This is a genomic window from Mycobacterium hippophais, assembly GCF_027529605.1.
In the GTDB taxonomy this organism is placed as follows: Bacteria; Actinomycetota; Actinomycetes; order Mycobacteriales; family Mycobacteriaceae; genus Mycobacterium; species Mycobacterium arseniciresistens.
The window spans coordinates 718,202-741,892 of the sequence record NZ_JAPZPY010000001.1; the positions used below are offsets into that span (position 1 = coordinate 718,202).

The window sequence follows — 23,691 nt, forward strand, 5'->3', positions numbered from 1 at the left end:
GTACCGCAGGTACCGGGTAAATGTCCATCCCCGAGCTGAGGGTTTGCTGAACGCGCGGCGCATCGACTCCGGACAGTGAGTACCCACCCCGGAGGACATTCGAAAACCGATGCCGCGATCGCGACGCCGTTGCTTCACCAGCGCCGGGCGGCTACTTCTTGCCGAACTCTCCGGCTGCGATCACCCGGTCACCGCTGCTCACCGAGGAGAACCCGGCGTCGGTCATCCCACAGTCGGTGATCACCGCCCGGTGGGGAGGACTGTTCATCCACCAGTTCACCGCGTGGGCCGGATCGTCGCTGTATCCCGCACTCCAGAAGACGACCTCTCCGACCGCCGCATACGGCGCATAGCCGGCGTCGGTGGCGCGCTGCACGACCGACGACCCGTCGGAACCGGTGTGGCTGCGCACCCCGTTGACGAGCATGTCGGTCGCGTGCCGGTTGGCGGCCGCGGCCAACTGCGCATTCGGTGCGACGGGGCCGCAGCCGTTCGCCGCGCGCGTGGCGTTGATCCGGCCCAGCAGCGCGCCGGCCTGATCGCCGTCGGCGTACGCGGGTGCCACGGCGACCAGCGCCCCGGCGACCGCAAGGGCCGCAGCGCAGACGGGCATCAGAATTGAAGCGCGATTTCCCCCACTGAACGTGCACCCCATGACGGGCTCCCAGCTGTCCGCCCCGACAGGTCACAGTATGGACACGGAAGCGTGTCGCTCAAACCGCTTTTATTGACTTTTTAGTATTTTCACCGCCCCTCCCCGGCAGGAGGCGCACAGGCTCTGGTCACTAGTCTTGACCGCATGGCCGAACTCACCCTTCCCGCCGACCTGAAGCCGAAAGACGGACGATTCGGGTCGGGGCCGTCGAAGGTGCGACCCGAACAACTGCAGGCGCTGGCCGATGCCGGTGACCTGTTCGGCACCTCGCACCGGCAGGCCCCGGTCAAGAACCTGGTGGGCCGCGTCCGAGACGGGGTGCGCCAGCTGTTCTCGCTGCCCGACGGCTACGAGGTGATCCTCGGCAACGGCGGGTCCACCGCGTTCTGGGACGCCGCCGCGTTCGGGCTGATCGACAAGCGCTCGCTGCACCTGACCTACGGCGAGTTCAGCGCGAAGTTCGCCTCCGCCGTGGCCAAGAACCCCTTCGTCGGCGACCCGATCGTGGTCAAGGCCGACCCCGGCAGCGCTCCCGAACCGCAGGCCGACCCGTCCGTCGACGCGATCGCGTGGGCACACAACGAGACGTCGACCGGCGTGGCGGTGCCGGTGCAGCGGCCCGCCGATGCGGGCGACGCGTTGATCCTGATCGACGCAACGTCGGGGGCGGGCGGGCTGCCGGTCGACATCGCGCAGACCGACGCCTATTACTTTGCGCCGCAGAAGAACTTCGCCGGCGACGGTGGCCTGTGGCTCGCCGTCGTCAGCCCCGCCGCGCTCGCGCGCATCGAGTCGATCCACGCGTCGGGCCGGTGGGTGCCGGACTTCCTGTCGCTGCCGATCGCGGTCGAGAACAGCGTCAAGAACCAGACGTACAACACCCCCGCGATCGGCACCCTGGTGCTGCTGGCCGACCAGCTGGACTGGATGCTCGGCAACGGCGGCCTGGACTGGGCGGTCAAGCGCACCGCCGACAGCTCGTCGCGGCTCTACTCGTGGGCCGAGGCGTCGCAGTACGCCACCCCGTTCGTCACCGACCCGGCGCTGCGCTCACAGGTGGTCGGCACCATCGACTTCAACGACTCCGTCGATGCCGCCGCCGTCGCCAAGGTGCTGCGTGCCAACGGCGTCGTCGACACCGAGCCTTACCGCAAACTGGGCCGCAACCAGCTCCGTGTCGCGATGTTCGCGGCCGTCGATCCCGACGACGTCAGCGCGCTCACCCAGTGCGTCGACTGGGTGGTCGAACACCTCTGAGGGCGCACCGCGTGTCTGGCCGGTAACGGGCGGATAACGCAGTAGGGTGACCTGCTAATCGGGCTCGTCCCGGAGGAGGTCGGTATGCGGGTACTCAAGGTCGTCGGGCTCGACGTAGACGGCCGCAGCATCATCTGCGAGGCCGACTCCGGCGACAAATTCATCATGGTCGTGGACGACCGGCTGCGTGCGGCCGTCCGTGGCGACAGAGTCGGTTCCAGCCAAACCCAGATCGATGCCGAGGTCACCACCGTGCTGAGTCCCAAGGACATCCAGGCCAGGATCCGGGCGGGTGCATCCGTCGAACAGGTGGCCGCGGCCGCCGGGGCGCCGCTCGAGCGGGTGGAACGCTTCGCCCATCCGGTGCTGCTGGAACGCTCGCGCGCCGCCGAGCTCGCCACCGCCGCGCACCCGATCCTCGCCGACGGCCCCTCGGTGCTGACGCTGCTCGAGACGGTCACCACCTCGCTCGTGGCCCGCGGTCTCGACCCGGACAGCACGACGTGGGACGCATGGCGCAACGAGGACGGCCGCTGGACCGTGCAACTGGGCTGGAAGGCCGGCCGGTCGGACAACGTCGCCCACTTCCGCTTCACCCCCGGGGCGCACGGCGGCACCGTCAGCGCCTTCGACGACGCGGCTTCCGAACTGATCGATCCTGACTTCGCCCGCCCGCTGCGCGCCGTTCCGCTGGCCGAACTCGATTTCACCGATCCCGTTGCGGCTCCCGCACCCGCGCCGGCGCCCGAGCCGCTCTCTGAGCCTGAGCCCGAGCCGGCCGTCGAGGCGAAGAAGCCGGCCCGCGCCCGCAAGGGCAAGCCGGCCGTGCCTGCGTGGGAGGACGTGCTGCTCGGGGTGCGCTCCAGCGGGCAGCGCTGAGCGTCAGCTCCCCAGGGACAGCGCCAGCACCGCCACCCAGCCCACGGCCACGCCGACCCCGCCGCCCAGCACGAACCACCGCCACACCGGGCGCGTGCGCCAGCTCCACACCGTCGGCGCCAGCCCGCCGACGGCGACCATGTTCAAGCCGATCGCCAGCAGTGGATGCACGCGCACCAGGCCGAGGCTGAGCACCAGCACCGCCGCCGCGACCACTGCCGCGACGAACGCGGCCACCGTCAATCCGGTGCCCCAGGGCGTCGAATCGTCGGTCACGGTTTCTCCCCCCGGGTCGCTTCGCTCCTGCCCACCGGCCCCTTACCCCCGGTCGCCTCGCCTCTGCCCAATTTAGCCTGCCGCCCTTGCCCGTTCGTAGAACGCCAGCGCCGCAGCGGTCGCGACGTTGAGGGAGTCGGTGCCGCGTGACATCGGGATGCGCACGCGGGTGTCGCTGGCCCGCATCGCGTGCTCGGTCAACCCCGGCCCCTCCGCACCGACCAGGATCGCCACCTTGTCGCCGGCCAGTGCCGGCATCGCCGCCGCCAGCGTCGCGGCGGCCGCATCCGGAGTCATGGCGAGCAGTTTGAAACCATTGTCGCGCAACAGGTTCAGATCGCCAGGCCAGGACTGCGCCCAGGCGTAGGGCACCAGCAACGCGTGACCCATCGACACCCTCACCGCCCGCCGGTAGAGCGGGTCGGCGCAGCCGGTGCCGAACACCACCGCGTCGACATCGAGTCCGGCGGCGTTGCGGAAGATCGACCCCAGGTTCTCGTGGTCGTTGACGCCCTCGAGCACTGCCACCGTTCGCGCGCCGGCGAGCACCTGGTCGACGGCGAGTTCGCCGGGTCGCGACGCCGACGCCAGCACCCCCCGGTTGAGATGGAAGCCGATCACCGCGGCCATCACCTCCGCGTCGGCCCGGTAGTACGGCGCATCGGTGCGGTCCAGGTGGTCGCCGAGTTCGGTGAGCCTGCGGTCGGTGCCCAGCATCGCCCTCGGGACGAACCGCGACGCCAGCATCCGCTGCACCACCAGCACGCCCTCGGCGATCACCAGTCCCTTGCCGCTGGGCAGGTCGGGCCGACGGTCGACGCTGTTCAGATCGCGGAAGTCGTCGAGGCGGGGGTCACCCGGGTCGTCGACGTCGATGACGGTGGCCATATCCCGGGTAGCTTCGCACCCGGGCGTTCAGGCGCTCTCCTCGACCATCCCTGTCATCAGGTCGGCAGCGGCCAGCAGCGTCCTGCGCTGCTCGGGATCCAGCCGGGCCAGGCGGACCCGGAGCCACTCCTGGCTGGCGCGGCGCTCCGCCTCGACCAGGCCGGCGCCCGAGGGCGACGCCGAGACCAGCACCTGGCGTCCGTCGGACGGGTGGGCGCTGCGCTCGACCAGGCCCATCTCGGCGAGAGAGGCGATCACCCGCGTCATCGACGGCGGCCGGACACGTTCCCGGATAGCTAACGCTCCAGGGGTCATCGCGCCCTCTTTGGCCAGCGTCGACAGCGCAGACAACTGCGACAGCGAAATCTTGGAATCCGCTCGGCGGAACCGCAACTGTCGAGCTAAACGCACTACGGCAAGCGACAAGTCACCGGCCAACTGCGCGTCCTGGTCTTTCACATGGCAAAGAGTACCCAGCATGCGGCGATCTCACAGCTAATCCGGCCGGGGTACGCCGCAAAATCAGTTCATCGGATAGATTCGGCGTCGATGCCTGCAGAGAGCTCGGCCGAACCCGACGCGCGGCAACCTCCGGCACTGCCGGCCAGGCTGCTCGACCCGCGACCCGTCATCATGGTGATCGCATTCGGTTGGCTGATCGTGACGGTGCTGTCGTTCACGGTCGCCGCGCTGCACGACTGGCGGCCCATCGCCGTGGCCGGTCTCGGCGTCGGCGTTTTTGGCACGTCGATCTTCCTGTGGCAACGTCACGCCGTGCGCCGCGGTGCCCGCGGCGCTCAGAGCGGGCTCGACTGAGCCCGCCGAGAAGCGAGGAGGCACTGTGGCCGCACCGCTGTTGCAGGCAGAGATCGACATCAACGCACCGGTCAGCCGGGTCTGGGAACTCGTCTCCGATCTCGAACGGATGCCGCGCTGGAGTCCGCAGTGCCGCTGGACCAAGCGACTCGGCCCACTGCGGCCGGGGACCCGTGCGGTCAACCTCAACCGGCGCGGCCGGCTGCTGTGGCCGACCACCAGCACGATCACCGCACTCGTCCCGGAGAAGGAGCTGGCGTTCCGCGTCAACGCGAACGGGACGGTGTGGCGCTACCGGCTCGAGCCGGTCGACGGAGGCACCCGCCTCACCGAGACCCGGCACGCCGAGAACGGCGTCAAGGCGGTGTCGAACGCGACGGTCAACGCGCTGTTCGGCGGTGTCCCCAGCTTTGAGCAGGAGCTGGTCGACGGCATGAAGCAGTCGCTCGCCAGGATCAAGGCGGCGGCGGAGGCCTAATCGCGGTCGGCGACGTCCAGGACACCGTCGTCGAACGGCTCGTACAGCGGCGAACCGGTTCCGGGGGGCGGCGGGGTGTCCGAGTGGGCGCCGCAGCCGTACTCGGCGTCGACCACATGGCCGTCGGCCGCCAGTTCGTTGGCGCACACACCGAACATCACCCCGAGCGCACCCGAGAGCGGCAGATAGAACCCGCACTCGCGGCACACCCGGCGGGTGGACCGGGCCATCGACGAGCCCGGCCCGTGATCGCCGTCGTGCCAGCGCTGCGCGGCGTCGACGCGGCCCCAGTCGCTGAGCACCTGCTTGCGGCCGAGCCCGAGTTCCAGGGCGACCTCGTCGACCTCCGGGTCGCCGCTGGCGACGTAGCCGGGCACCAGCCGCGGATCGTCCACGGACGGGGCGAGCAGGTCACCGGGGCCCAGATCACCGGGCCTGACACGTTCTTCCCAGGGCACCCACCTCGGCGCCAGCAGCGCCGTCGGGCCGGGCACCAGAACGACCTCGCTGATGGTGGCGTGGTCGGCGCCGGGGTAGCCGGCCACCACCACCGCCCACTGCCAGCCGCGGTAACTCGGCAGATTCGCCAGGAAGCGGTGCGTCGCCGACGCCGGGTCTTCGAACGACGCGCCGAGGTACTCACCGACCGCATCTGCGCCGGCGAACTCGTCCAGCGCGGTGCGCGCCTGCTCGGCGGCGCCCATCAACACCGACTCCAGATCGGCTGTGGACTCCCCCAGCGGGAGCGGTGCACCCTGCTGCGCGCCTTCGGTCATGCTTTCCATCGCCCCCATAGTGCCTGAGCCCGATGCCCCGAGGCCACACCGGTTGCCATGACGGGCGCAGTCGGCGCCATGGGGGACAATCGTGGCGTGACCGGAGGGCGGCGTGACGACAGGGCGCGGGACGACGGCCGCTACTACCCGCCCCGCCCGGCGGCAGGCGCCGACCATCCCGGCATGGCCAACTACCCGAGCGACGGCGTGGACCACCGCAGGCAGCGCAGGCAGTCGATGCCGAGCTCGAACCGCTGGCTGCCGCCGCTCGACGATCAGGAATCCACCGCCGGCTACCGGTACGAGCGCGACCCCGGCGTCGGGTCCGGTGCGGGCGAGCGGGTCACCGTCACCCGCGCGGCCGCCGCGCGCAGCCGCGAGATGGGTTCGCGGATGTACGGGCTGGTGCACCGTGCCGCCACTGCCGACGGCGCCGACAAGTCCGGGCTGACCGCCCTGACCTGGCCGGTGGTCGCCAACTTTGCCGTCGACGCCGCGATGGCCGTCGCGCTGGCGGACACGTTGTTCTTCGCGGCCGCCTCCGGCGAGAGCAAAGGCAAGGTCGCGCTCTACCTGCTGATCACCATCGCCCCGTTCGCCGTCATCGCGCCGCTCATCGGTCCGGCGCTGGACCGCCTGCAGCACGGCCGACGGGTCGCACTGGCCGGCTCGTTCCTGATCCGCACGGCACTGGTGGTCGTGCTGATCGCCAACTTCGACGGCGCGACGGGCAGCTACCCGTCCTGGGTGCTGTACCCCTGTGCGCTGGGGATGATGGTGCTGTCCAAGTCATTCAGCGTGCTGCGCAGTGCGGTGACGCCACGGGTGCTGCCGCCGAGCATCGACCTGGTGCGGGTGAACGCCCGGCTGACGATGTTCGGCCTGCTCGGCGGGACGATGGCGGGCGGCGCCGTCGCCGTGGGCGCGCAGTATCTCCTCGGAGTGTTCAATCTGCCCGGCGCGCTGTACGTGCTGGTCGCCGCGACCGTCGCGGGCGCCGTGCTGGCCATGCGGATCCCGAAGTGGGTGGAGGTCACCGAGGGCGAGGTGCCCGCCACGCTGAGCTATCACGGTGGCGACGGCGACCTGCGCCGCAGGCCGGCGGGCGGGAAGACCCGCGCCCGGCAACCGCTGGGCCGCAACACCATCACGTCGTTGTGGGGCAACTGCACGATCAAGGTGATGGTCGGGTTCCTGTTCCTCTATCCCGCGTTCGTCGCGAAGTCGCACCAGGCCAGCGGCTGGGAGCAGCTGCGCATCCTGGGGCTGATCGGGGCGGCCGCGGCGATCGGCAACTTCGCCGGGAACATGACCAGCGCCCGGCTCGAGCTCGGCCGCCCGGCACAGTTGGTGGTGCGCGCCGCAATCGCGGTGACGGCGATGGCGCTGGCCGCCGCCGTGACCGGCAATCTGCTGGTGGTCGCCGCGGCCACGCTGGTGACGTCGGGCGCCAGCGCCATCGCGAAGGCGTCGCTGGACGCCTCGCTGCAGGACGATCTGCCCGAGGAGTCGCGGGCGTCGGCGTTCGGCCGCTCGGAGTCGCTGCTGCAGTTGGCCTGGGTCGCAGGCGGCGCGACCGGAGTGCTGATCTACACCGAACTGTGGATCGGCTTCACCACCATCAGCGCCGTGCTGATCCTCGGCCTGGCACAGACGATCGTGAGCTATCGCGGCGAGTCGCTGATCCCGGGCTTCGGCGGCAACCGCCCGGTGCTGGCGGCCCAGGAGGGCCGGCGGCCGGACATGGTGCCGGAGTGAAGCGCGCCGCAGCCGTGCTGGCGGCCGTCGTCGTGCTGACGACGGCGGTCACCGCCGCCCTGGTGTGGCGGGCGACCCGCGACCACGGCCCGGAATTGCCTGAGGTGAGCGCGTATTCGCGCGGCGAGCTGACCCGGGTCGGGCCGTTCCAGTACTGCCGTGTGCTCGACCTCAACGACTGCGAGCAGGCGGGCGTGCAGGGCGAGCTGCGGGTGAACGACCGCGACCCGGTGCAGCTGTCGGTGCCCGCCGCGATCGCCGAGGCGCCGTGGCGGCTGCTGCAGGTCTACGAGAACCCGGTCGACACCACGGTCTCGGTGTTCCCACGCGACAGCCGGCTGGCGGTCACCATCCCCACCGTCGATCCGCAGCGCGGCCGGCTGACCGGCATCGCGGTGCAACTACTCACCCTCGTGCAGGACGAGACGGGCGAGGTGTTCGACGTGCCGCACGCGGAATGGTCGATCCGCACGCAGTGGTCCTAGAGCGGGGTGTGCTCCGACGGCACCCGCTCGCCCTCGCGCGTCGGCCCCGGCGGTGTGCCGTCGCCGAACGGTCTCCCGCCCAACGCTTCCCGGCCGTGCGGAGTGAGCCAGTCGCCGAGCTCGGGCCCCCTGGGCACCACCTTGGTCGGATTGATGTCGGTGTGGACGATGTAGTAGTGCTGCTTGATCTGCACGAAGTCGACGGTGTCGCCGAATCCGGGGGTCTGGAACAGGTCGCGGGCGTAGGCCCACAGCACCGGCATCTCGGTGAGCTTGCTCCGGTTGGTCTTGAAGTGGCCGTGGTAGACGGGGTCGAACCGGGCCAGCGTGGTGAACAGCCGCACGTCGGCCTCGGTGATGGTGTCGCCCACCAGGTATCGCTGATTCTCGAGCCGGTCGGAGACCCAATCCAGCGCGGCGAACAGGCGGTCGTAGGCCCGGTCGTAGGACTTCTGTGAGCCGGCGAAGCCGCACCGGTACACGCCGTTGTTGATCTCGGTGTAGATGCGCTGGGCCACCTCGTCGATCTCGTCGCGCAGCGGCTCGGGGTAGAGCTGCGGTGCGCCGTCGCGGTGGTGGGCCGTCCATTCGGTGGACAGGTCGAGGGTGATCTGCGGGAAGTCGTTGGTGACCACCTCGCCGGTGGGCACGTCGACCAGCGCGGGCACCGTGATGCCCTTGGGATAGTCGGGGAACCGCTGGAGGTACGCGTCGCGCAGCCGGGGGATCTTCAGCACGGGGTCGACGCCGCCGGGGTCGAGGTCGAACGTCCAGCTGCGCTCGTCGTGCGTCGGCCCGCAGAAGCCGATGGACAGCGCGTCCTCGAGGCCGAGCAGCCGTCGCACGATGATCGCCCGGTTCGCCCACGGGCAGGCCCGCGCCACGATCAGCCGGTAGCGGCCCGGCTCGACCGGGTAGCCGTCCCGGCCGTCGGCGGTGATGCGGGTTTCGATGTAGTCGGTGTCGCGGTCGAATTCGCCACCCGATTCGGCTGTGCTGGCGACGTAGCTCATGGCTCTGATTTTCCCTGCCGAAACTGAACTTAAGCGCGCAGTTTCCACGGAATAGCGGACACAAGCGCAGATTCGCAGGAACGCGTGTTCGGAGAACGACGTCGAATCGGCATGGGTCCTTTCGTCGGCACCGAGGCTCTGACCGCGGGAATGACCAGATATGCCCTCAGAACCCGGTTCGACCGCGTGTTCCGTGGCGTGTACGCACCCAGGGGAACGTCACTGACAGCGGCCGACAAAGCCGTTGCAGCGTGGTTGTGGTCGGGGCGACGAGCAACGGTGGCCGGCGTCTCGGCCGCGGCCCTGCACGGGTCACTCTGGGTCGACGCCCATCTGCCTGCCGAACTCAACCAGACGAGTCAGCACAGGTCGGCGGGCATCGTCCTGCACGCGGATGCGTTGGCAAGCGAGGAAGTGACAACTGTTCGTGGAATTCCGGTGACCACGCCGGCCCGTACGGCATTCGACCTCGGCCGCCGAGGCGGGCTAGTCACAGCGGTGGCGCGGCTCGATGCGCTGATGCGTGCCACCGATCTCAAGTCGTCCGACGTTGACGGGCTCGTCGAGCGGCACCGAGGAGCCCGGGGGGTGGTGCAGCTACGCCGCGCTCTCGAGCTGGCCGACGCCGGAGCGGAGTCACCCCAGGAGTCGCGTGTCCGCCTCCTGCTGGTCGGCGCAGGGTTGCCGACGCCGCAGACTCAGGTCGAGGTGTATGACCGGCAAGGCTGTTTCGTCGCCCGCCTCGACATCGCCTGGCCACAGTGGAAGGTCGCGGTCGAGTACGACGGAGTGCAGCACTGGACGGACGGCAGACAGCGCACCCGGGACATCGATCGCCACGCCGAACTCGAGGCGCTGGGGTGGCGCATCGTGCGCGTCGGCGCGGACATGCTGCACAACCGGCCCCGCGTCATCCTCGAACGCACGCGACGGGCACTGACAGCCGCGGGGTGTCGAATCTGAGGTTGTGTACGAGTTGTCGGCGAAATATCGACCGCAAGCTCAGACTCGGCGCCCGCTCTCAGGCCTACTGGTCGAGCTCACCCGCGACGGCGCGGACCACCTCGGACACCCGGCGGGCGACCTTGCGGTCGGGGTAGCGGCCCTTGCGCAGTTCGGGCTGCACGGTGCCTTCGAGCAGCGTGATCATGTCCTCGACCATGCCGTGCAACTCGTCGGGGGTGTGCTTGTGCTCCGGACGTTCGGCGCGCTCCGCCTCGCGACGGGTCTTGGTCAGACTCGGCGGCGGGTCGAGCACCTTGACGCTCAACGCCTGCGGACCGCGCCTGCCCGCCGCGATGCCGAACTCCACCCGCTGGCCCGCCTTGAGCCCTTCGACTCCCGCGGGCAGCGCCGACGAGCGGACGTAGACGTCCTCGCCTTCCTCCTGGGACAGGAAGCCGAAGCCCTTCTCGGTGTCGTACCACTTAACCTTGCCGGTCGGCACTGCCCTCACCCGCTCGTCTCGAAAGAACATCTCACTGATACACAAGAAAGCGTCCCGCTTGCGTCGGGACGCGTTGCGGTGATCCTACTCGGCCCACACCCGCAGGTTCATCCTGTTTGTCGGTAGGCTGGAATCACCGCTGAAGGAGAAGAAGCAGCTGACATGCGATTGATCCTGAACGTCATCTGGTTGATCTTCGGCGGCCTCTGGCTGGCGCTGGGGTATTTCCTCGCCGGCATCATCTGCTTCGTTCTGATCATCACCATCCCGTTCGGCTTCGCAGCGTTCCGCATCGGGGTCTACGCACTGTGGCCGTTCGGTCAGACAGTCGTCGACAAGCCCGGCCCGCGGCCCGGAGCACTGGTGGGCAACGTCATCTGGCTCATCGTGGCCGGCGTGTGGCTGGCGATCGGCCACATCGTCAGCGCCGTGGCGATGGCGGTGACGATCATCGGCATCCCGCTGGCCCTGGCCAACCTGAAGTTGATCCCGGTGTCGCTGTTCCCCCTGGGCAAGGAAATCGTGCCTGTCGACGCGCAGAACGACCCGTGGAGCAGACCCACGCGAGCCGCCGCATGACGGTGATCGGCCTCGGATTCCCGACGGTGCAGCGTCCCCTCGCCGGGATGCCCACCGCCGGCCCCCTGGTGGACACCTTCGGCCGGATCGCGACCGACCTGCGGGTGTCGCTGACCGACCGGTGCAATCTGCGCTGCACCTACTGCATGCCCGCCGAGGGGCTGGACTGGCTGCCCGGCGACGAGCTGCTCAGCTCCGAGGAGCTGGCCCGGCTGCTGCGCATCGCCGTGACGAAGCTGGGAGTCACCAGCGTCCGCTTCACCGGCGGTGAGCCGCTGGTGGTGCGCCATCTCCACGAGGTGGTCGCCGCGACGGCGGCGCTGCGGCCCCGCCCGGAGATCGCCGTGACCACCAACGGGCTCGGTCTCGGCCGGCGTGCCGAGCAGCTCAAGCGGGCCGGCCTGGACCGGGTGAACGTGTCCCTGGACACCGTCGACCGCGCCCGCTTCGCCGCCATCACCCGCCGGGACCGGCTGGACGACGTGCTGACCGGCCTGGCCGCGGCCAAGGCCGCCGGACTGACGCCGGTGAAGGTCAACGCCGTCCTCGATCCCGTCGCCGGGCGTGACGACGCCGTCGCCCTGCTGCGCTTCTGTCTCGAGAACGGTTACCAGCTGCGCATCATCGAGCAGATGCCGCTGGACGCCGAACACCGGTGGCGCCGCGGCGAGGCGCTGGAGGCCGACGACGTACTGACGGCGTTGCGCCGCGAATTCGCCCTGACGCCCGATCCGACGCCGCGAGGTTCGGCCCCGGCGCAGCTGTGGCGGGTGGACGGGCGCCACGACGCCACCGTCGGGATCATCGCCTCGGTGTCGAAGGCGTTCTGCGCCGCTTGTGACCGCACCCGGCTCACCGCCGACGGGCAGGTGCGCAACTGCTTGTTCGCGACCACCGAGACCGATCTGCGGCGGCTGCTGCGCAGTGGAGCCGATGACGACGCGCTCGAGCAGGCGTGGCGCACCGCGATGTGGGCCAAGGCCGCCGGGCACGGCATCAACGACCCGGACTTCGTGCAGCCCGACCGCCCGATGAGCGCGATCGGCGGCTGACGCGTGTCGGCCACGACGACGGTGCGGGTGACCGTCCGATACTTCGCTGCGGCCCGGGCGGCGGCGGGCGTCGAGGAGGAACCGCTCGAATTGGCGGCGGGCACCACGGTCGGAGCACTCACCGGCATCCTCAGCGCCCGCGACGCGGAACTCGCCCGGGTGCTCGCCCGCTGTTCGTACCTGGTGGACGGCATCGCCGTACGCGACCAGACGATCGGACTGCAAAACGCCCAGACGGTGGATGTTCTTCCACCGTTCGCCGGCGGATAACCGTGATTTACGTCACATCACGAAATGGTCACAAACCGTCACAGACGCGCTGAGCGCCGGATGAACGGCGGAAAACGTCGCGCCAACCTGGCGGTTTAGAGCCCATTTAATATTTGCCAAGGAGAGAAACGCCGAGGTCGGCAGAAGGTGACGGGATCGCGGAGAGCCGTTACCTTTCTTCCAGGCCGATCGACCCTCATCAATCGGCTCGCCTCGTTCGACAGCGCCGAGCTCCATCCGTCGAAAGAGGGACCACGACCCACCTGGATGGAGGCGGGGGACCCACCGGTCCACCGAAGGACCTGGAACCGCTTGCGGTTCCTTGGGGTGAAGCCGGCGGATTTCCGCCGGCCGGGTGACCTCTCAGACCCGAACCCGACAGCTGACCTCGCGGGCGCTCACGAGAGGACCTATCGCACTTATGAGTGGACGGCATCGCAAGCCCACCAAACCAGCTGTCAGCGTCGCCAAGATCGCCTTCACCGGCGCAGTGATCGGAACCGGTGGCCTCACCCTCGCGGGCCAGGCCAACGCCGCCACCGACGGCGAATGGGACCAGGTCGCATCCTGCGAGTCCGGCGGCAACTGGGCCATCAACACCGGCAACGGCTACCACGGCGGACTGCAGTTCTCGCCGAGCACCTGGTCGGGTCACGGTGGCGGTGAATACGCCCCGTCGGCGTTCCAGGCCACCAAGGAAGAGCAGATCGCCGTCGCCGAGCGCGTCCTGGCCAGCCAGGGCAAGGGCGCATGGCCGACGTGTGGCAAGGCACTGTCCGGCTCCACTCCCCGCAACGTGATCGACGACGCGCTCGACGCCGTCGGCCTGAACGGCCAGCTGCCTCCGGCGCCGCCGATCAACCCGTTCGCCCCGCCGCCTCCGCCGCCGCCGGCTCCTGCGCCTCTGGCCGCGCCGATGCCGCCGCCTCCGCCGGCCCCGATGCCTCCCCCGCCGCCCGCGCCCGCGCCGTTCGACGCGATGGCCGCACCGGCACCGGCACCGGTAGCGCCGCCCCCTCCCGCTCCTGCCCCGCCGCCGCCCGCACCGGTCGACCTGATGGCCGCTCCCGCGCCTGCGCCGGTGCCGCCTCCTCCTCCCCCGGGCAACTCGCTCAACGGTGTCCCGCTGAACGCGCCGCTGCCGCCTGCGCCTCCGGCCGCAGACGTGCCGCCGCCCGCCCCGGAGACCGTCGTCACCGCTTCGAACTGGGACGTCGCCCCTGATGCCCCGGATGCGCCGCAGACCTGGTCGCTGCACAACGGTGCGCCGCTGCCGCTGCAGCCGGTCCCGCCTGCGCCGCCCGCACCGGCCCCGGCCCCGGCACCGGCACCCGGTGCCGTCGCCGCGCCTGCCGCCCCGGCAGCGGATCCGATGGCGCCGCTCAACGCGGTGAACATCCCGCAGCCGATGTTCGACGCGGCCAACGAGGCGATGTCCGGCGGCATGCCTGCCGGCCTTCCGGCGGTGCCCGGCGATCTGCCGGCGATGGCCCAGGGCATCCCGCACCTGGCCAGCCCGGAGAACCTGCCCCCGGGCGCGGCGCTCGCTCCGACCGGGCCGCAGCAGAGCCCGAACGTGACGTACCTCAAGGAGATCTGGCACGCGATCCAGACTCAGGACATCTCCGGCCAGGACGCGCTGCTGGCGCTGACGCAGCGGCCGCTGACGACGCCGGACACCCCGGGTGGCCCGCCGCCGAACGCGCCGGTCGGTGCCCCCGTGAATCCGGCGGCTGCGCCAGCTCCGCTGGGTGCGCCTGTTCCCGCACCGCTGCCGGCACCGGCCCCCGCACCTGCCCCGGTTCCGCCGCCGGCCTGAGCGCCGTCAGGCGGAGTTGACCCACTCGTCGGAGCCGTCGCCGAAGAACTGGTGCTTCCACACCGGTAGCCGGTCCTTCACGGCGTCGACGAGCCGGGCACAGGTCTCGAACGCCGCTCCCCGGTGGTCGGCTGCCACAGCGGCCACCAGGGCGGCGTCGCCGATCGCCAGCGGCCCTACCCGGTGACTCACCGCGATCGCACGCACGCCGTGACCCGCCGCGGCGATCTCGGCGGCCACCTCTTCGAGCACCTGCGCCGCCGTCGGGTGGGCGGAGTACTCCAGTCGCTGCACGGTGCGGCCCCCGTCGTGGTCGCGGACCACACCGGCGAATCCGACCACCGCCCCGGCTGATTCGTGCGCGACGAGCTCCTCGTGGCCGGAGAGGTCGATCGGCTCCTCGGTGAGTTCGGCCCGCAGCACGATCGCCGTCATCGCGGATGGTCCTTCCCGACGAGTTGGTCCAGCGCGTGTTCGAGCACCAGGTCGAGCACCGCCAGTCCGTCCCTGACGCCGCCCGGCGAGCCGGGCAGGTTCACGATCAGCGTGCGGTCCCGCACCCCGCAGACACCGCGGGAGAGCACCGAGGTGGGCACCTTGTCCTCCCCGGCCCGCCGGATCGCGTCGGCCAGGCCGGGAATCTGGTAGTCGACGAAGGCGGCCGTCGCGTCGGCGGTGCCGTCCGTGGGTGAGATGCCGGTGCCGCCGGAGGTGACGATGAGGTCGACGTCGTCGGCGTGCGCCGCAGACAGCGCCGTAGCCACGGCGCGGCCGTCCGGAACCACCACGGGGGCGGGTGTGCCGATGCCGCGCTGTTCGAGCCAGCCCACGATGAGCGGGCCCGTGCGGTCCTCGTAGACGCCTGCCGCGGCGCGCGTCGACGCGATGACGACCCGGGCGGTGCGCGTCACGGGTTGGTCCAGTCGCCGGTCTTGCCGCCCTCTTTGTGCAGCACCCGGATGTCGCTGATGCGCGCGGCGCGGTCCACCGCCTTGATCATGTCGTAGAGCGTCAGCGCCGCCAGGCTCACCGCGGTGAGAGCCTCCATCTCGACGCCGGTGCGGTCGGTGCTGCGGACCGTGGAGGTGATCACGACGCGTGCGTCCTCGATGTCGAAGTCCACGTTGACCCCGGTGAGGGCGAGCTGGTGGCACAGCGGGATGAGGTCGCTGGTGCGTTTGGCCGCCATGATCCCGGCGATCCTCGCGGTCGCCAGCGCGTCACCCTTGGGCAGCCCACCGGCGGTGATGAGGTCCACGACGTCGGGGCGGGTGTGCAGCACCCCGGTGGCCACGGCGGTGCGCCGGGTTGCGTTCTTGGCGCTCACATCGACCATGCGGGCCGCGCCGGACTCGTCGAGGTGGGACAGCTCCCCGCCGGTCACCGTTACTTGTTGACGACGGTGACGGGGTGTGTGTACGGCAGTTGGTCGGCCGGCAGCGGAAACGTCAGGTCGCCGAACGGGGACAGCGCCCCGGTGCGATCCGTCGCCAGCTCGCTGACCGCGTGCTCGTCGCCCTCGAGGTGCGCCGGCCAGCCGTTGTCGACGTATTGCTTCTTCTTCTTGTCAGCCACGTACACATTGTGGCAAACGCCGGGCGTGCTGGCGAGGTCGGGCGGAGGCTTTACGCTGGTCAGCAATGACCGAAAAGACTCCGCCGCCGGGCCGGAGTGACACCACCCGGGGATCGGCGGGCGTCCCGCTGGGCGCCTGGCTGGCCGAACTGCCCGACGAGCAGCTCGTCAGGCTGCTGCAGTTGCGCCCGGACCTCACCCAGCCGCCGCCCGGCAACGTCGCGGCGCTGGCGGCGCGGGCGACGTCCCGGCAGTCGGTCAAGGCGGCCACCGACGAACTCGACTTCCTGCGGCTGGCGGTGCTCGACGGCCTGCTCGTGCTGCACGCCGACACCACGGCCGTCCCACTGACCAAGCTGGTCGAACTGTTCGACGGCCGCGCCGACGACAAGGCGCTCAACGCCGCCGTCGACGATCTGCGCGAACGCGCACTGGTGTGGGGCGGCGCGGAGGTGCGGGTGGCCGCCGAGGCGTCGTCCGGTCTGCCCTGGTATCCCGGCCAGGCCGTCGTCGAGACCGCCGCGCCGTCCCCCGGGGACATCGCCCGCCGCCTCGAGGGACTCGACACCGCCCAGACCGAGCTGCTGTCGCGCCTGGTGAACGGCTCGCCGGTCGGGCGCACCCGGGACGCCGCCCCCGGCACCCCGGCCGATCGGCCCGTGCCACGCCTGCTGGCCGCGGGGCTGCTGCGCCAAGTCGACGACGAGACCGTGATCCTGCCGCGGCTGGTCGGCCAGGTGCTTCGCGGTGAGGCGCCCGGCCCGGTGGATCTCACCCCGCCGAACCCGACGGTCTCGACCACGTCCGGCGCCGACGTGGACGCCGTCGCGGCGGGTGCGGCCCTCGACCTGCTGCGCGAGGTCGAATTGGTGATCGAGACCCTCGCGGCGACGCCGGTTCCCGAGCTGCGCAGCGGTGGCCTCGGTGTGCGCGACATGAAGCGGCTGACGAAGACCACCGGCATCGACGAGCAGCGGCTCGGCCTGATCGTCGAGCTGTCGGCGGCGGCAGGGCTGATCGCGGCAGGCATGCCGGAACCGGATCCCGGCGACGGCGCGGGCCCGCACTGGGCGCCGACGGTGGCCGCCGACCGGTTCGTCGAATCGTCGAGCGCCGCGAAGTGGCATCTGCTGGCGTCGACCTGGCTGGACCTGCCAGGCAGGCCGAGCCTCATCGCCACCCGCGGCCCGGACGGCAAACCGTATGCGGCGCTGTCGGATTCGCTGTACTCGACGGCGGCTCCGCTGGACCGCCGGTTGCTGCTGACGGTGCTGGCGGGGCTTCCCCACGGCGCGGGCGCCGACGCCGCCTCGGCGTCGGCCGCGATGATCTGGCAGCGCCCGCGCTGGGCCGTGCGGCTGCAACCCGAACCCGTCGGCAGTCTGCTCACCGAGGCGCACGCGCTGGGTGTCGTCGGACGTGGCGCCATCACAGGGTCCGGCCGCAAGCTGCTCGCAGGCGACGCGGCCGACGACGTCATCGCCGCCATGCAGAAGGTGATGCCCAAGCCCATCGACCACTTCCTGCTGCAGGCCGACCTCACCGTCGTCGTGCCAGGGCCGCTGGAACGCGAACTGGCCGAGCAGCTCACCGCGGTCGCGATCGTCGAGTCGGCCGGCGCCGCGATGGTGTACCGGATCAGCGAGGGGTCGATCCGCCGCGCGTTGGACACCGGCCGCACGGCCAGCGAGTTGCACGCGCTGTTCGAGCGGCACTCCCGCACCCCGGTGCCGCAGGGCCTGACGTACCTGATCGACGACGTCGCCCGCAGGCACGGGCAGTTGCGCGTCGGGATGGCCAGCTCGTTCGTCCGGTGCGAGGACGCGGTGCTGCTCGCCCAGGCGGTGAGCACACCGGCCGCCGAGGCGCTGGAGATGCGGCTGCTGGCGCCGACGGTGGCGGTGTCGCAGGCGCCCATCGGCGAGGTGCTCACGGCGCTGCGCAATGCGGGTCTCGCTCCGGCGGCCGAGGACGCCTCGGGCGCGATCGTCGACCTGCGTGCCCGCGGCGCGCGGGTGCCGACCGCCCCGCGCCGCCGGGTGTACCGGCCGGCGCCGACTCCGACGCCGCAGACGCTTGGCGCGATCGTCGCGGTACTGCGCAAGGTCGCGGTCGCGCCGTTCGGGAACACGCGGCTGGATCCCGGCGTTGCGATAACGCAGTTGCAGGACGCCGCACTGACCCAGACGTCGGTGGTGATCGGCTACGTCGACCCCGCCGGCATCGCGACCCAGCGGGTGGTCGCACCGATCAACGTGCGCGGCGGGCAGCTCACCGCCTACGACCCGGCATCCGGACGGGTACGCGAATTCGCCATCCATCGCGTCACCTCGGTGGTGTCGGCCGACAGCGAATAGACGCAGGATGATGGAGAAGATGACGCACCAGCGAGACCCGCATGACTGACGGCCCACTGATCGTCCAGTCCGACAAGACGGTGCTGCTCGAGGTCGACCACGAGCAGGCCGGGGCGGCGCGGGCGGCCATCGCGCCGTTCGCGGAGCTCGAACGCGCTCCCGAGCACATCCACACCTACCGGATCACCCCGCTGGCGCTGTGGAACGCCAGGGCGGCGGGCCACGACGCCGAGCAGGTGGTCGACGCGCTGGTGTCCTTCTCCCGCTACGCGGTGCCGCAGCCCCTGCTGGTCGACATCGTCGACACGATGGCCCGCTACGGCCGCCTGCAGCTGGTCAAGAGCCCCGTGCACGGTCTCGTGCTCGTGAGCCTGGACCGTGCGGTGCTCGAAGAGGTGATGCGCCACAAGAAGATCGCCCCGATGCTGGGCGCCCGCATCGACGACGACACGGTGATCGTGCATCCCAGCGAGCGCGGCCACATCAAGCAGTTGCTGCTCAAGATCGGCTGGCCCGCCGAGGACCTCGCCGGGTACGTCGACGGCGAGAAGCACGCCATCGATCTGCGGCAGGACGGCTGGGAGCTGCGCGACTACCAGGAAATGGCGGCCGACTCCTTCTGGGCAGGCGGCTCCGGGGTGGTGGTGCTGCCGTGCGGCGCGGGCAAGACGCTCGTCGGCGCGGCGGCGATGGCCAAGGCGGGCGCGACGACGCTGATCCTGGTCACCAACACCGTGGCGGGCAGGCAGTGGAAGCGCGAACTGATCGCGCGCACCAGCCTGACGGAGGAGGAGATCGGCGAGTACTCCGGTGAACGCAAGGAGATCCGCCCGGTCACGATCGCGACCTACCAGGTGATCACCCGCCGCACCAAGGGTGAGTACCGCCACCTCGAACTGTTCGACAGCCGCGACTGGGGGCTGATCATCTACGACGAGGTGCACCTGCTGCCCGCACCGGTGTTCCGGATGACGGCTGATTTGCAGTCGCGGCGCCGGCTCGGGCTGACGGCCACGCTGATCCGCGAGGACGGCCGCGAGGGCGACGTGTTCAGCCTGATCGGGCCCAAGCGCTACGACGCGCCGTGGAAGGACATCGAGGCCCAGGGCTGGATCGCGCCCGCCGAGTGCATCGAGGTGCGGGTCACGATGACGGACAACGAGCGGATGCTCTACGCCGTCGCCGAACCCGAGGAGCGCTACAAGCTGTGCTCCACCGTGCACACCAAGATCGCCGTGGTCCGGTCGATCCTGGAGAAGCACAAGGGCGAGCAGACGCTGGTGATCGGTGCGTACCTCGACCAGCTCGACGAGCTGGGCCGCGAACTCGACGCGCCGGTGATCCAGGGGTCGACCAAGACCGCCGAACGCGAGTCGCTGTTCGACGCGTTCCGGCGCGGCGAGATCTCCACCCTGGTGGTGTCAAAGGTGGCCAACTTCTCCATCGACCTGCCGGAAGCCTCTGTGGCGGTGCAGGTTTCGGGCACCTTCGGCTCGCGGCAGGAGGAGGCGCAGCGGCTGGGCCGGTTGCTGCGACCCAAGCACGACGGCGGCGGCGCGGTGTTCTACTCGGTGGTCTCACGCGACAGCCTCGACGCGGAGTACGCCGCACACCGGCAGCGGTTCCTCGCCGAACAGGGCTACGGCTACATCATCAAGGACGCCGACGACCTGCTCGGCCCGGCGATCTGACGGCGCCGTGTCACCACGAGTTCCCCCGGTGACCACGCACCCGCCGCGCTGAGGCGATAGCCTCGACACCCATGACCGCACGACGGCGCGCTCGCGCTGCCTCGAACACCCCCGCCGTCAGGCTGGCGCTGGCCGGCCTCGCCGTCGGCTTCGGCGCCCTGGTCGCCGCGACACCCGCCGCCGCCCAGCCCGGAATGCCGCCGGTGCCGCCCGCACCCGCTCCGGGAGCTCCGGTTGCGCCACCGCCCCCGGGCGGCCCGCCGCCGGTTCCGCAGATGCAGATGCAGGATCAGAAGTACGGCAGCGGCGACGGCCCACTGGGCTTCCTGCGCGATGCGTGGAACCAGGCGAAGAACCCGTACGGCGACCCCACGATGACCGCACCCGGATCGACGGCCCCGCCGCCGGGCGCAGGCCCCGCGCCGGCTCTGCCGCCCGGCTACAGCTCGATCAGCGACCCGGGGTCGTCCACCCCGGCTTCTCCCGCCGGGCCGAATACGGGCGGACCGCCGCTGCCGGAGGGCTACTACCCGCTCGACGGGCCGCCGCCGCCCGGATACTTCGACGCGCCGCCGGCCCCCGCGCCGGGTCAGCCCGCGCCACCGGCGCCTGCGCCGATGCCCCCGAAGATCATCGCCGGGCAGTAGCCGCGGCAGGCCTCACGGTCAGGCGTGCGGCCCGACCGGTTTGACGACGGTCAGCAGGACCACCGAATCCTCGATGGCGTGCAGGCCGTGGCGGGTGCGCGGGATCACGATGTGGTCACCCGCCGAGCCCTCCCAGCCGGCCTCCTCGGTGCTCAGCCGCACCCGGCCCGTGACCACCTGGAGCGTCGCCTCGCCGGGGCTCTCGTGCTCGTGCAGGTCGCTGCCGCCTGTGAGCGCGATCAGGGTCTGACGCAACGCGTGTTCGTGACCGCCGTACACGGTGTGGGCGCTGCGACCGCTGCCGGTGGCGCGGGCGGTCTCGAGGTGCTCGCGGGCCAGCGCGGTGAGTGAGATCTTCTCCATGCCCCGAATCGTGCCACCCGGGCGTCAGGTGTGCCGCAGAGTCGCGACGAGCTCGTCGATCAGTCGCGGACTCGGCGCGCCGGGGATGCCCTGATAGAGGGACACCACGAACACCACCGCACCGTCCTGGCCGGGCACGTTGATGGCGACGACGCTGTGCACCGCCGAGGAGGCGCCGCACCCACCGGCGTCGATCCCGGTCACGGTGGCCAGGATCTGCAACGCCGGCGTGGCGTCGAGGATCAGGCCGCGCGGATCGGTCAGCGTGACCTTCGGCACCCGCCCGCCGGCGGACGTGTAGATGTCGCGCACCAGTGCGGCCTTGTCGCGCACGGCACGGTTGAGGTCGCGGGGGTTCTTCGGGCTGTCGAGTCCGGACACGGCCAGCCAGTTGTCCGGGCACGTGCTGGATTCCAACTGCGCCGCGGCGCGCAGGATCTCGATGGGGCAGGCGTCGAACAGGCCGCCCTTGCACACCTTCTCCCAGCCCAGGCGCACGCCGCAGCCCTCGACGGTCCACTCCGGCGGCACGTCATAGGTGAGGCCGACGTTGCTGCTCACCGGTTTCCAGCCGGCGGGCGTCTGGGATCCCGGCAGCGCCGGCTCACACGGCGGTGGCGGCGGCGGGGTCGAGGGTGGCGGCAGGGCGGGCGGGAGCGGGGGTGCGCTGACCGTCGCCACCGTGGTGTCCGACGTCGGGGACCGGCGGGCGTCGACGGCGATGAGCACACCTGCGCCCAGCACCACCACCGCGGCGACGGCCGCCAGAACCCACCAGACCCGGCGCCGCCCCGGGGGCGGTCCACCGGGTGGCGGCGATTCGTCGGGATAGTCGACGGTGGTGCGCTCGACGTAGTCCGGAGGCCGCCCGTCGCCCTCGGGCGGCGGGAATCCCAGCGCCGGATAGCTCACGCTGACCCCCTCACCGCCTTCTGACAGCGAGCCTAACAGCGCGCCGCGACGTCACCCGGCGCCGAGAGTGGGCGCAGGAGGCTAGCTCAGCGCCGGGATGACCTGCTGTTCGAACTTCTCGATGCCGGACCGGTCATAGGCGGCCTCGGGGAAGTACAGGATGGCGTATTCACAGCCGAGATCACGCATCCGCGTCAGCTTCTCGACAACCTGTTCGGTTGTGCCGGAGGCGGATTCGGGCGCGCTGACCGCCGACAGCATGCGATCGACGGAACCGGGGTCGGCCTTGGCCTGCTGCCTGGCGCGGATGCGCTCGATGCGGTCTTTCACGTCGGCCTCCGAATCGCCGATGACGGCGTTGAAGTTCGCGGACCGGACGATCTTCCCGTAGTCGGTGCCGACGTCGCGGCAGTGCCCGGCGAGCACCTCGGACTTGTGCTCGAAGCCCGCCGGTTCGGAGGTGAAGTTGGTGTACTGCGCGTACTTGGCGGCGATGCGCAGTGTCACCTTCTCGCCGCCGCCCGCGATCCACAGCGGAGGACCTCCCTGCTGCAGCGGGGTGGGCGCGACGATCGCGTCGTCGACCTTGTAGTACTTGCCCCCGAAGGTCACCCGGCCGTCGCGCCAGGCGTCGCGCATGATCTGCACGCCCTCGTCGAGCATGCCGAGGCGCTGCCCGGCCGTGGGGAAGCCGTAGCCGTAGGCCTCCCATTCGTGTTGGTACCAGCCGCCACCGATGCCCATCTGCACCCGCCCGCCGGAGATGATGTCGGCGGTCGCCGCGACCTTGGCGAGGTACACCGGGTTGCGGTAGCCCATCGCGGTGCACATCTGGCCGAGCTTGATTCGGGAGGTGGTCGCCGCGTAGGCCGCCATCAGGGTCCACGCCTCGTGGGTCGCCTCGTCGGTGGGCACCGGCACGGTGTGGAAGTGGTCGTAGACCCACAGCGAGTCCCATGCGGTGCCGTCGGCGTAGGTGGCCAGGTCACGCATCACCTGCCACTGTTCGTCCGGCGCGATGCCGATCAGGTCGAGTCGCCAGCCCTGCGGGATGAACAGTCCGAAGCGCATGGCATCCGACTCTAGCGAGTCGGGCGGCCCCGCCCGGTCGACTTGCCAAGGGCGGCCAACGCACCCGTCACCGCCGCCTGGCGCAGCGCGTCCGCCGGCGCGTCGGGGAACTGCAGACAGCAGTCCTGCAGGCCGCCGAGCGCGATCACGGCCCGGGTCGCCTGCTCGAGCGTCTGGTCGGGCCCGAACAGGATCCGGCTCAGCCGTTCGCGCCAAGCCAGCATGCTGTCGATGAGGCCCAGGTCGGCGATGGTGCTGAGCTCCGCGACGATCAGCACGAGGTCGGCACGGTGGGCGTACTGGAAGTCGAAGAACCCCTCCAGCACCTCGCGGGGCGTGATCCCCTGCCGCTCCTCGCATTCGCGTACATAGCGCTCGCCGCCGTCGATGAGCGGCTGCACGATGCTGCGGACCAGGTCCTCACGCGATGAGAAATGGTGGTAAAGCGCAGGTTTGGTGATGCCGAGGCGCCCGGCGATGTCCTGCAGGCTGGTGCGCTGCACACCCTTGGCCGTGAACAGCTCACGCGCCACGTCCTGGATCCGCTGCCGGGTATCCGAACGGGGGCCGCTCACGCACCCACCCTAACTGACCGATCGTTAAGTAAGCTTTCGGCATCGGCTTACC

29 protein-coding genes and 1 riboswitch are annotated in these 23,691 nt (G+C 70.7%); of the genes, 14 read left to right on the forward strand and 15 right to left on the reverse strand.

Translation table 11 applies throughout. The features are described from left to right. Window positions 1-151 precede the first annotated feature (151 nt). On the reverse strand, window positions 152-613 hold the full coding sequence (locus O6P37_RS03505; RefSeq protein WP_269892746.1) for a CAP domain-containing protein: 462 nt from the start codon (window positions 611-613) through the stop codon (window positions 152-154). 186 nt (window positions 614-799) lie between these two features. On the opposite strand from O6P37_RS03505, the gene serC reads away from it, so the two are divergent. Beyond that, window positions 800-1,912, forward strand: a complete 1,113-nt coding sequence (serC, locus tag O6P37_RS03510; protein ID WP_269892747.1) for a phosphoserine transaminase — start codon at window positions 800-802, stop codon at window positions 1,910-1,912. An 84-nt stretch (window positions 1,913-1,996) separates the two neighbouring features. After that, a complete protein-coding gene (gene sepH, locus O6P37_RS03515; RefSeq protein ID WP_269892748.1) occupies window positions 1,997-2,791 on the forward strand; it encodes a septation protein SepH in 795 nt (264 codons plus the stop codon). Between the two features lie 3 nt (window positions 2,792-2,794). Here the strand turns inward: sepH and O6P37_RS03520 are convergent, their stop codons facing one another. From O6P37_RS03520 to O6P37_RS03530, 3 genes are all read right to left on the reverse strand, one after another. Beyond that, window positions 2,795-3,067: a DUF2537 domain-containing protein gene (locus O6P37_RS03520; protein WP_264015047.1), complete on the reverse strand. Its 273-nt coding sequence runs from the start codon at window positions 3,065-3,067 to the stop codon at window positions 2,795-2,797. Window positions 3,068-3,139: 72 nt separating this feature from the next. Further along, window positions 3,140-3,955, reverse strand: a complete 816-nt coding sequence (locus tag O6P37_RS03525) for a TrmH family RNA methyltransferase (RefSeq protein ID WP_269892749.1) — start codon at window positions 3,953-3,955, stop codon at window positions 3,140-3,142. A 27-nt stretch (window positions 3,956-3,982) separates the two neighbouring features. Continuing rightward, window positions 3,983-4,414, reverse strand: a complete 432-nt coding sequence (locus O6P37_RS03530; RefSeq protein ID WP_269892750.1) for an Rv0880 family HTH-type transcriptional regulator — start codon at window positions 4,412-4,414, stop codon at window positions 3,983-3,985. Between the two features lie 90 nt (window positions 4,415-4,504). Here O6P37_RS03530 and O6P37_RS03535 point away from each other — a divergent pair, with 90 nt between their 5' ends. Both O6P37_RS03535 and O6P37_RS03540 read left to right on the forward strand, forming a co-directional pair. Beyond that, a complete protein-coding gene (locus O6P37_RS03535; RefSeq protein ID WP_269892751.1) occupies window positions 4,505-4,771 on the forward strand; it encodes a DUF2530 domain-containing protein in 267 nt (88 codons plus the stop codon). 25 nt (window positions 4,772-4,796) lie between these two features. Next, window positions 4,797-5,249: an SRPBCC family protein gene (locus O6P37_RS03540; RefSeq protein WP_264015043.1), complete on the forward strand. Its 453-nt coding sequence runs from the start codon at window positions 4,797-4,799 to the stop codon at window positions 5,247-5,249. Here the strand turns inward: O6P37_RS03540 and O6P37_RS03545 are convergent. Further along, window positions 5,246-6,025 carry a DUF3027 domain-containing protein gene (locus tag O6P37_RS03545; protein WP_269893159.1) on the reverse strand — a complete coding sequence of 260 codons (780 nt, stop codon included), beginning with the start codon at window positions 6,023-6,025 and terminating at the stop codon, window positions 5,246-5,248. The genes O6P37_RS03540 and O6P37_RS03545 overlap by 4 nt on opposite strands. A 183-nt stretch (window positions 6,026-6,208) precedes the next feature. Between O6P37_RS03545 and O6P37_RS03550 the strand changes: the two genes are divergently transcribed. Both O6P37_RS03550 and O6P37_RS03555 read left to right on the forward strand, forming a co-directional pair. Beyond that, on the forward strand, window positions 6,209-7,783 hold the full coding sequence (locus O6P37_RS03550; protein WP_269893160.1) for an MFS transporter: 1,575 nt from the start codon (window positions 6,209-6,211) through the stop codon (window positions 7,781-7,783). Further along, window positions 7,780-8,268 carry a DUF2771 domain-containing protein gene (locus O6P37_RS03555; protein WP_269892752.1) on the forward strand — a complete coding sequence of 163 codons (489 nt, stop codon included), beginning with the start codon at window positions 7,780-7,782 and terminating at the stop codon, window positions 8,266-8,268. Before O6P37_RS03550 ends, O6P37_RS03555 begins: the two co-directional genes overlap by 4 nt. Here O6P37_RS03555 and O6P37_RS03560 read toward each other — a convergent pair. After that, on the reverse strand, window positions 8,265-9,281 hold the full coding sequence (locus tag O6P37_RS03560) for a glutathione S-transferase family protein (protein ID WP_269892753.1): 1,017 nt from the start codon (window positions 9,279-9,281) through the stop codon (window positions 8,265-8,267). The genes O6P37_RS03555 and O6P37_RS03560 overlap by 4 nt on opposite strands. A 111-nt stretch (window positions 9,282-9,392) precedes the next feature. On the opposite strand from O6P37_RS03560, the gene O6P37_RS03565 reads away from it, so the two are divergent. Further along, on the forward strand, window positions 9,393-10,244 hold the full coding sequence (locus O6P37_RS03565; RefSeq protein ID WP_269892754.1) for a DUF559 domain-containing protein: 852 nt from the start codon (window positions 9,393-9,395) through the stop codon (window positions 10,242-10,244). Between the two features lie 64 nt (window positions 10,245-10,308). On the opposite strand, the gene O6P37_RS03570 is transcribed toward O6P37_RS03565, so the two are convergent. After that, window positions 10,309-10,728 carry a cold-shock protein gene (locus O6P37_RS03570; protein WP_269892755.1) on the reverse strand — a complete coding sequence of 140 codons (420 nt, stop codon included), beginning with the start codon at window positions 10,726-10,728 and terminating at the stop codon, window positions 10,309-10,311. Between the two features lie 162 nt (window positions 10,729-10,890). Here O6P37_RS03570 and O6P37_RS03575 point away from each other — a divergent pair, with 162 nt between their 5' ends. The 4 genes from O6P37_RS03575 to O6P37_RS03590 all read left to right on the forward strand — a co-directional run bounded on the left by O6P37_RS03575 (window position 10,891) and on the right by O6P37_RS03590 (window position 14,448). Continuing rightward, window positions 10,891-11,307 (forward strand): YccF domain-containing protein, encoded by a 417-nt coding sequence (locus tag O6P37_RS03575; protein WP_269892756.1) that lies wholly within the window; start codon window positions 10,891-10,893, stop codon window positions 11,305-11,307. Then, complete coding sequence (gene moaA, locus O6P37_RS03580; RefSeq protein ID WP_269893161.1) at window positions 11,304-12,359, forward strand: GTP 3',8-cyclase MoaA; 1,056 nt, start codon at window positions 11,304-11,306, stop codon at window positions 12,357-12,359. The genes O6P37_RS03575 and moaA overlap by 4 nt, the downstream gene beginning before the upstream one ends. Window positions 12,360-12,362: 3 nt before the next feature. Then, the gene (locus O6P37_RS03585) at window positions 12,363-12,629 is read left to right on the forward strand and encodes a MoaD/ThiS family protein (protein ID WP_269892757.1); all 267 of its coding nucleotides are present in this window, start codon (window positions 12,363-12,365) and stop codon (window positions 12,627-12,629) included. 217 nt (window positions 12,630-12,846) lie between these two features. Then, window positions 12,847-13,041: riboswitch (cyclic di-AMP (ydaO/yuaA leader) on the forward strand. Between the two features lie 9 nt (window positions 13,042-13,050). Further along, entirely contained in the window at window positions 13,051-14,448 is a 1,398-nt protein-coding gene (locus tag O6P37_RS03590; RefSeq protein WP_269892758.1) for a transglycosylase family protein, read from the forward strand. Between the two features lie 6 nt (window positions 14,449-14,454). Here O6P37_RS03590 and O6P37_RS03595 read toward each other — a convergent pair whose 3' ends face one another. The 4 genes from O6P37_RS03595 to O6P37_RS03610 are packed head-to-tail and all read right to left on the reverse strand — an operon-like array spanning window position 14,455 to window position 16,023. After that, on the reverse strand, window positions 14,455-14,883 hold the full coding sequence (locus O6P37_RS03595; RefSeq protein ID WP_269892759.1) for a molybdenum cofactor biosynthesis protein MoaE: 429 nt from the start codon (window positions 14,881-14,883) through the stop codon (window positions 14,455-14,457). Further along, window positions 14,880-15,359 carry a MogA/MoaB family molybdenum cofactor biosynthesis protein gene (locus O6P37_RS03600; RefSeq protein WP_269892760.1) on the reverse strand — a complete coding sequence of 160 codons (480 nt, stop codon included), beginning with the start codon at window positions 15,357-15,359 and terminating at the stop codon, window positions 14,880-14,882. Before O6P37_RS03600 ends, O6P37_RS03595 begins: the two co-directional genes overlap by 4 nt. After that, window positions 15,356-15,784 carry a cyclic pyranopterin monophosphate synthase MoaC gene (gene moaC / locus O6P37_RS03605; protein WP_332909778.1) on the reverse strand — a complete coding sequence of 143 codons (429 nt, stop codon included), beginning with the start codon at window positions 15,782-15,784 and terminating at the stop codon, window positions 15,356-15,358. The genes O6P37_RS03600 and moaC overlap by 4 nt, the downstream gene beginning before the upstream one ends. Window positions 15,785-15,834: 50 nt before the next feature. Continuing rightward, on the reverse strand, window positions 15,835-16,023 hold the full coding sequence (locus O6P37_RS03610) for a hypothetical protein (protein ID WP_269892762.1): 189 nt from the start codon (window positions 16,021-16,023) through the stop codon (window positions 15,835-15,837). Window positions 16,024-16,088: 65 nt separating this feature from the next. Here O6P37_RS03610 and O6P37_RS03615 point away from each other — a divergent pair, with 65 nt between their 5' ends. From O6P37_RS03615 to O6P37_RS03625, 3 genes are all read left to right on the forward strand, one after another. Then, a complete protein-coding gene (locus O6P37_RS03615; protein WP_269892763.1) occupies window positions 16,089-18,380 on the forward strand; it encodes a helicase-associated domain-containing protein in 2,292 nt (763 codons plus the stop codon). A gap of 41 nt (window positions 18,381-18,421) precedes the next feature. Next, window positions 18,422-20,071, forward strand: a complete 1,650-nt coding sequence (locus tag O6P37_RS03620; protein WP_264013892.1) for a DNA repair helicase XPB — start codon at window positions 18,422-18,424, stop codon at window positions 20,069-20,071. A 71-nt stretch (window positions 20,072-20,142) separates the two neighbouring features. After that, a complete protein-coding gene (locus O6P37_RS03625; protein ID WP_269892764.1) occupies window positions 20,143-20,718 on the forward strand; it encodes a hypothetical protein in 576 nt (191 codons plus the stop codon). Window positions 20,719-20,736: 18 nt separating this feature from the next. Here the strand turns inward: O6P37_RS03625 and O6P37_RS03630 are convergent, their stop codons facing one another. The 4 genes from O6P37_RS03630 to O6P37_RS03645 all read right to left on the reverse strand — a co-directional run bounded on the left by O6P37_RS03630 (window position 20,737) and on the right by O6P37_RS03645 (window position 23,639). After that, window positions 20,737-21,081, reverse strand: coding sequence for a cupin domain-containing protein (locus tag O6P37_RS03630; protein WP_264013894.1), 345 nt, complete (start codon window positions 21,079-21,081; stop codon window positions 20,737-20,739). A 24-nt stretch (window positions 21,082-21,105) separates the two neighbouring features. Next, the gene (locus tag O6P37_RS03635; protein WP_269892765.1) at window positions 21,106-21,993 is read right to left on the reverse strand and encodes a hypothetical protein; all 888 of its coding nucleotides are present in this window, start codon (window positions 21,991-21,993) and stop codon (window positions 21,106-21,108) included. 81 nt (window positions 21,994-22,074) lie between these two features. After that, window positions 22,075-23,064, reverse strand: coding sequence for an LLM class F420-dependent oxidoreductase (locus O6P37_RS03640; protein ID WP_269892766.1), 990 nt, complete (start codon window positions 23,062-23,064; stop codon window positions 22,075-22,077). Between the two features lie 11 nt (window positions 23,065-23,075). Further along, window positions 23,076-23,639 (reverse strand): TetR/AcrR family transcriptional regulator, encoded by a 564-nt coding sequence (locus O6P37_RS03645; RefSeq protein ID WP_269892767.1) that lies wholly within the window; start codon window positions 23,637-23,639, stop codon window positions 23,076-23,078. Window positions 23,640-23,691: the final 52 nt, after the last annotated feature.

Coding starts and splice junctions, on each gene's coding strand:
- serC (WP_269892747.1), top strand. CDS start 800: ATGGCCGAACTCACCCTTCCCGCCGACCTGAAGCCGAAAGACGGACGA.
- O6P37_RS03545 (WP_269893159.1), bottom strand. CDS start 6,025: ATGACCGAAGGCGCGCAGCAGGGTGCACCGCTCCCGCTGGGGGAGTCC.
- O6P37_RS03550 (WP_269893160.1), top strand. CDS start 6,209: ATGGCCAACTACCCGAGCGACGGCGTGGACCACCGCAGGCAGCGCAGG.
- O6P37_RS03630 (WP_264013894.1), bottom strand. CDS start 21,081: ATGGAGAAGATCTCACTCACCGCGCTGGCCCGCGAGCACCTCGAGACC.
- O6P37_RS03565 (WP_269892754.1), top strand. CDS start 9,393: ATGGGTCCTTTCGTCGGCACCGAGGCTCTGACCGCGGGAATGACCAGA.
- O6P37_RS03525 (WP_269892749.1), bottom strand. CDS start 3,955: ATGGCCACCGTCATCGACGTCGACGACCCGGGTGACCCCCGCCTCGAC.
- O6P37_RS03575 (WP_269892756.1), top strand. CDS start 10,891: ATGCGATTGATCCTGAACGTCATCTGGTTGATCTTCGGCGGCCTCTGG.
- O6P37_RS03505 (WP_269892746.1), bottom strand. CDS start 613: ATGCCCGTCTGCGCTGCGGCCCTTGCGGTCGCCGGGGCGCTGGTCGCC.
- moaA (WP_269893161.1), top strand. CDS start 11,304: ATGACGGTGATCGGCCTCGGATTCCCGACGGTGCAGCGTCCCCTCGCC.
- sepH (WP_269892748.1), top strand. CDS start 1,997: ATGCGGGTACTCAAGGTCGTCGGGCTCGACGTAGACGGCCGCAGCATC.
- moaC (WP_332909778.1), bottom strand. CDS start 15,784: ATGGTCGATGTGAGCGCCAAGAACGCAACCCGGCGCACCGCCGTGGCC.
- O6P37_RS03560 (WP_269892753.1), bottom strand. CDS start 9,281: ATGAGCTACGTCGCCAGCACAGCCGAATCGGGTGGCGAATTCGACCGC.
- O6P37_RS03535 (WP_269892751.1), top strand. CDS start 4,505: ATGCCTGCAGAGAGCTCGGCCGAACCCGACGCGCGGCAACCTCCGGCA.
- O6P37_RS03590 (WP_269892758.1), top strand. CDS start 13,051: ATGAGTGGACGGCATCGCAAGCCCACCAAACCAGCTGTCAGCGTCGCC.
- O6P37_RS03595 (WP_269892759.1), bottom strand. CDS start 14,883: ATGACGGCGATCGTGCTGCGGGCCGAACTCACCGAGGAGCCGATCGAC.
- O6P37_RS03625 (WP_269892764.1), top strand. CDS start 20,143: ATGACCGCACGACGGCGCGCTCGCGCTGCCTCGAACACCCCCGCCGTC.
- O6P37_RS03615 (WP_269892763.1), top strand. CDS start 16,089: ATGACCGAAAAGACTCCGCCGCCGGGCCGGAGTGACACCACCCGGGGA.
- O6P37_RS03620 (WP_264013892.1), top strand. CDS start 18,422: ATGACTGACGGCCCACTGATCGTCCAGTCCGACAAGACGGTGCTGCTC.
- O6P37_RS03640 (WP_269892766.1), bottom strand. CDS start 23,064: ATGCGCTTCGGACTGTTCATCCCGCAGGGCTGGCGACTCGACCTGATC.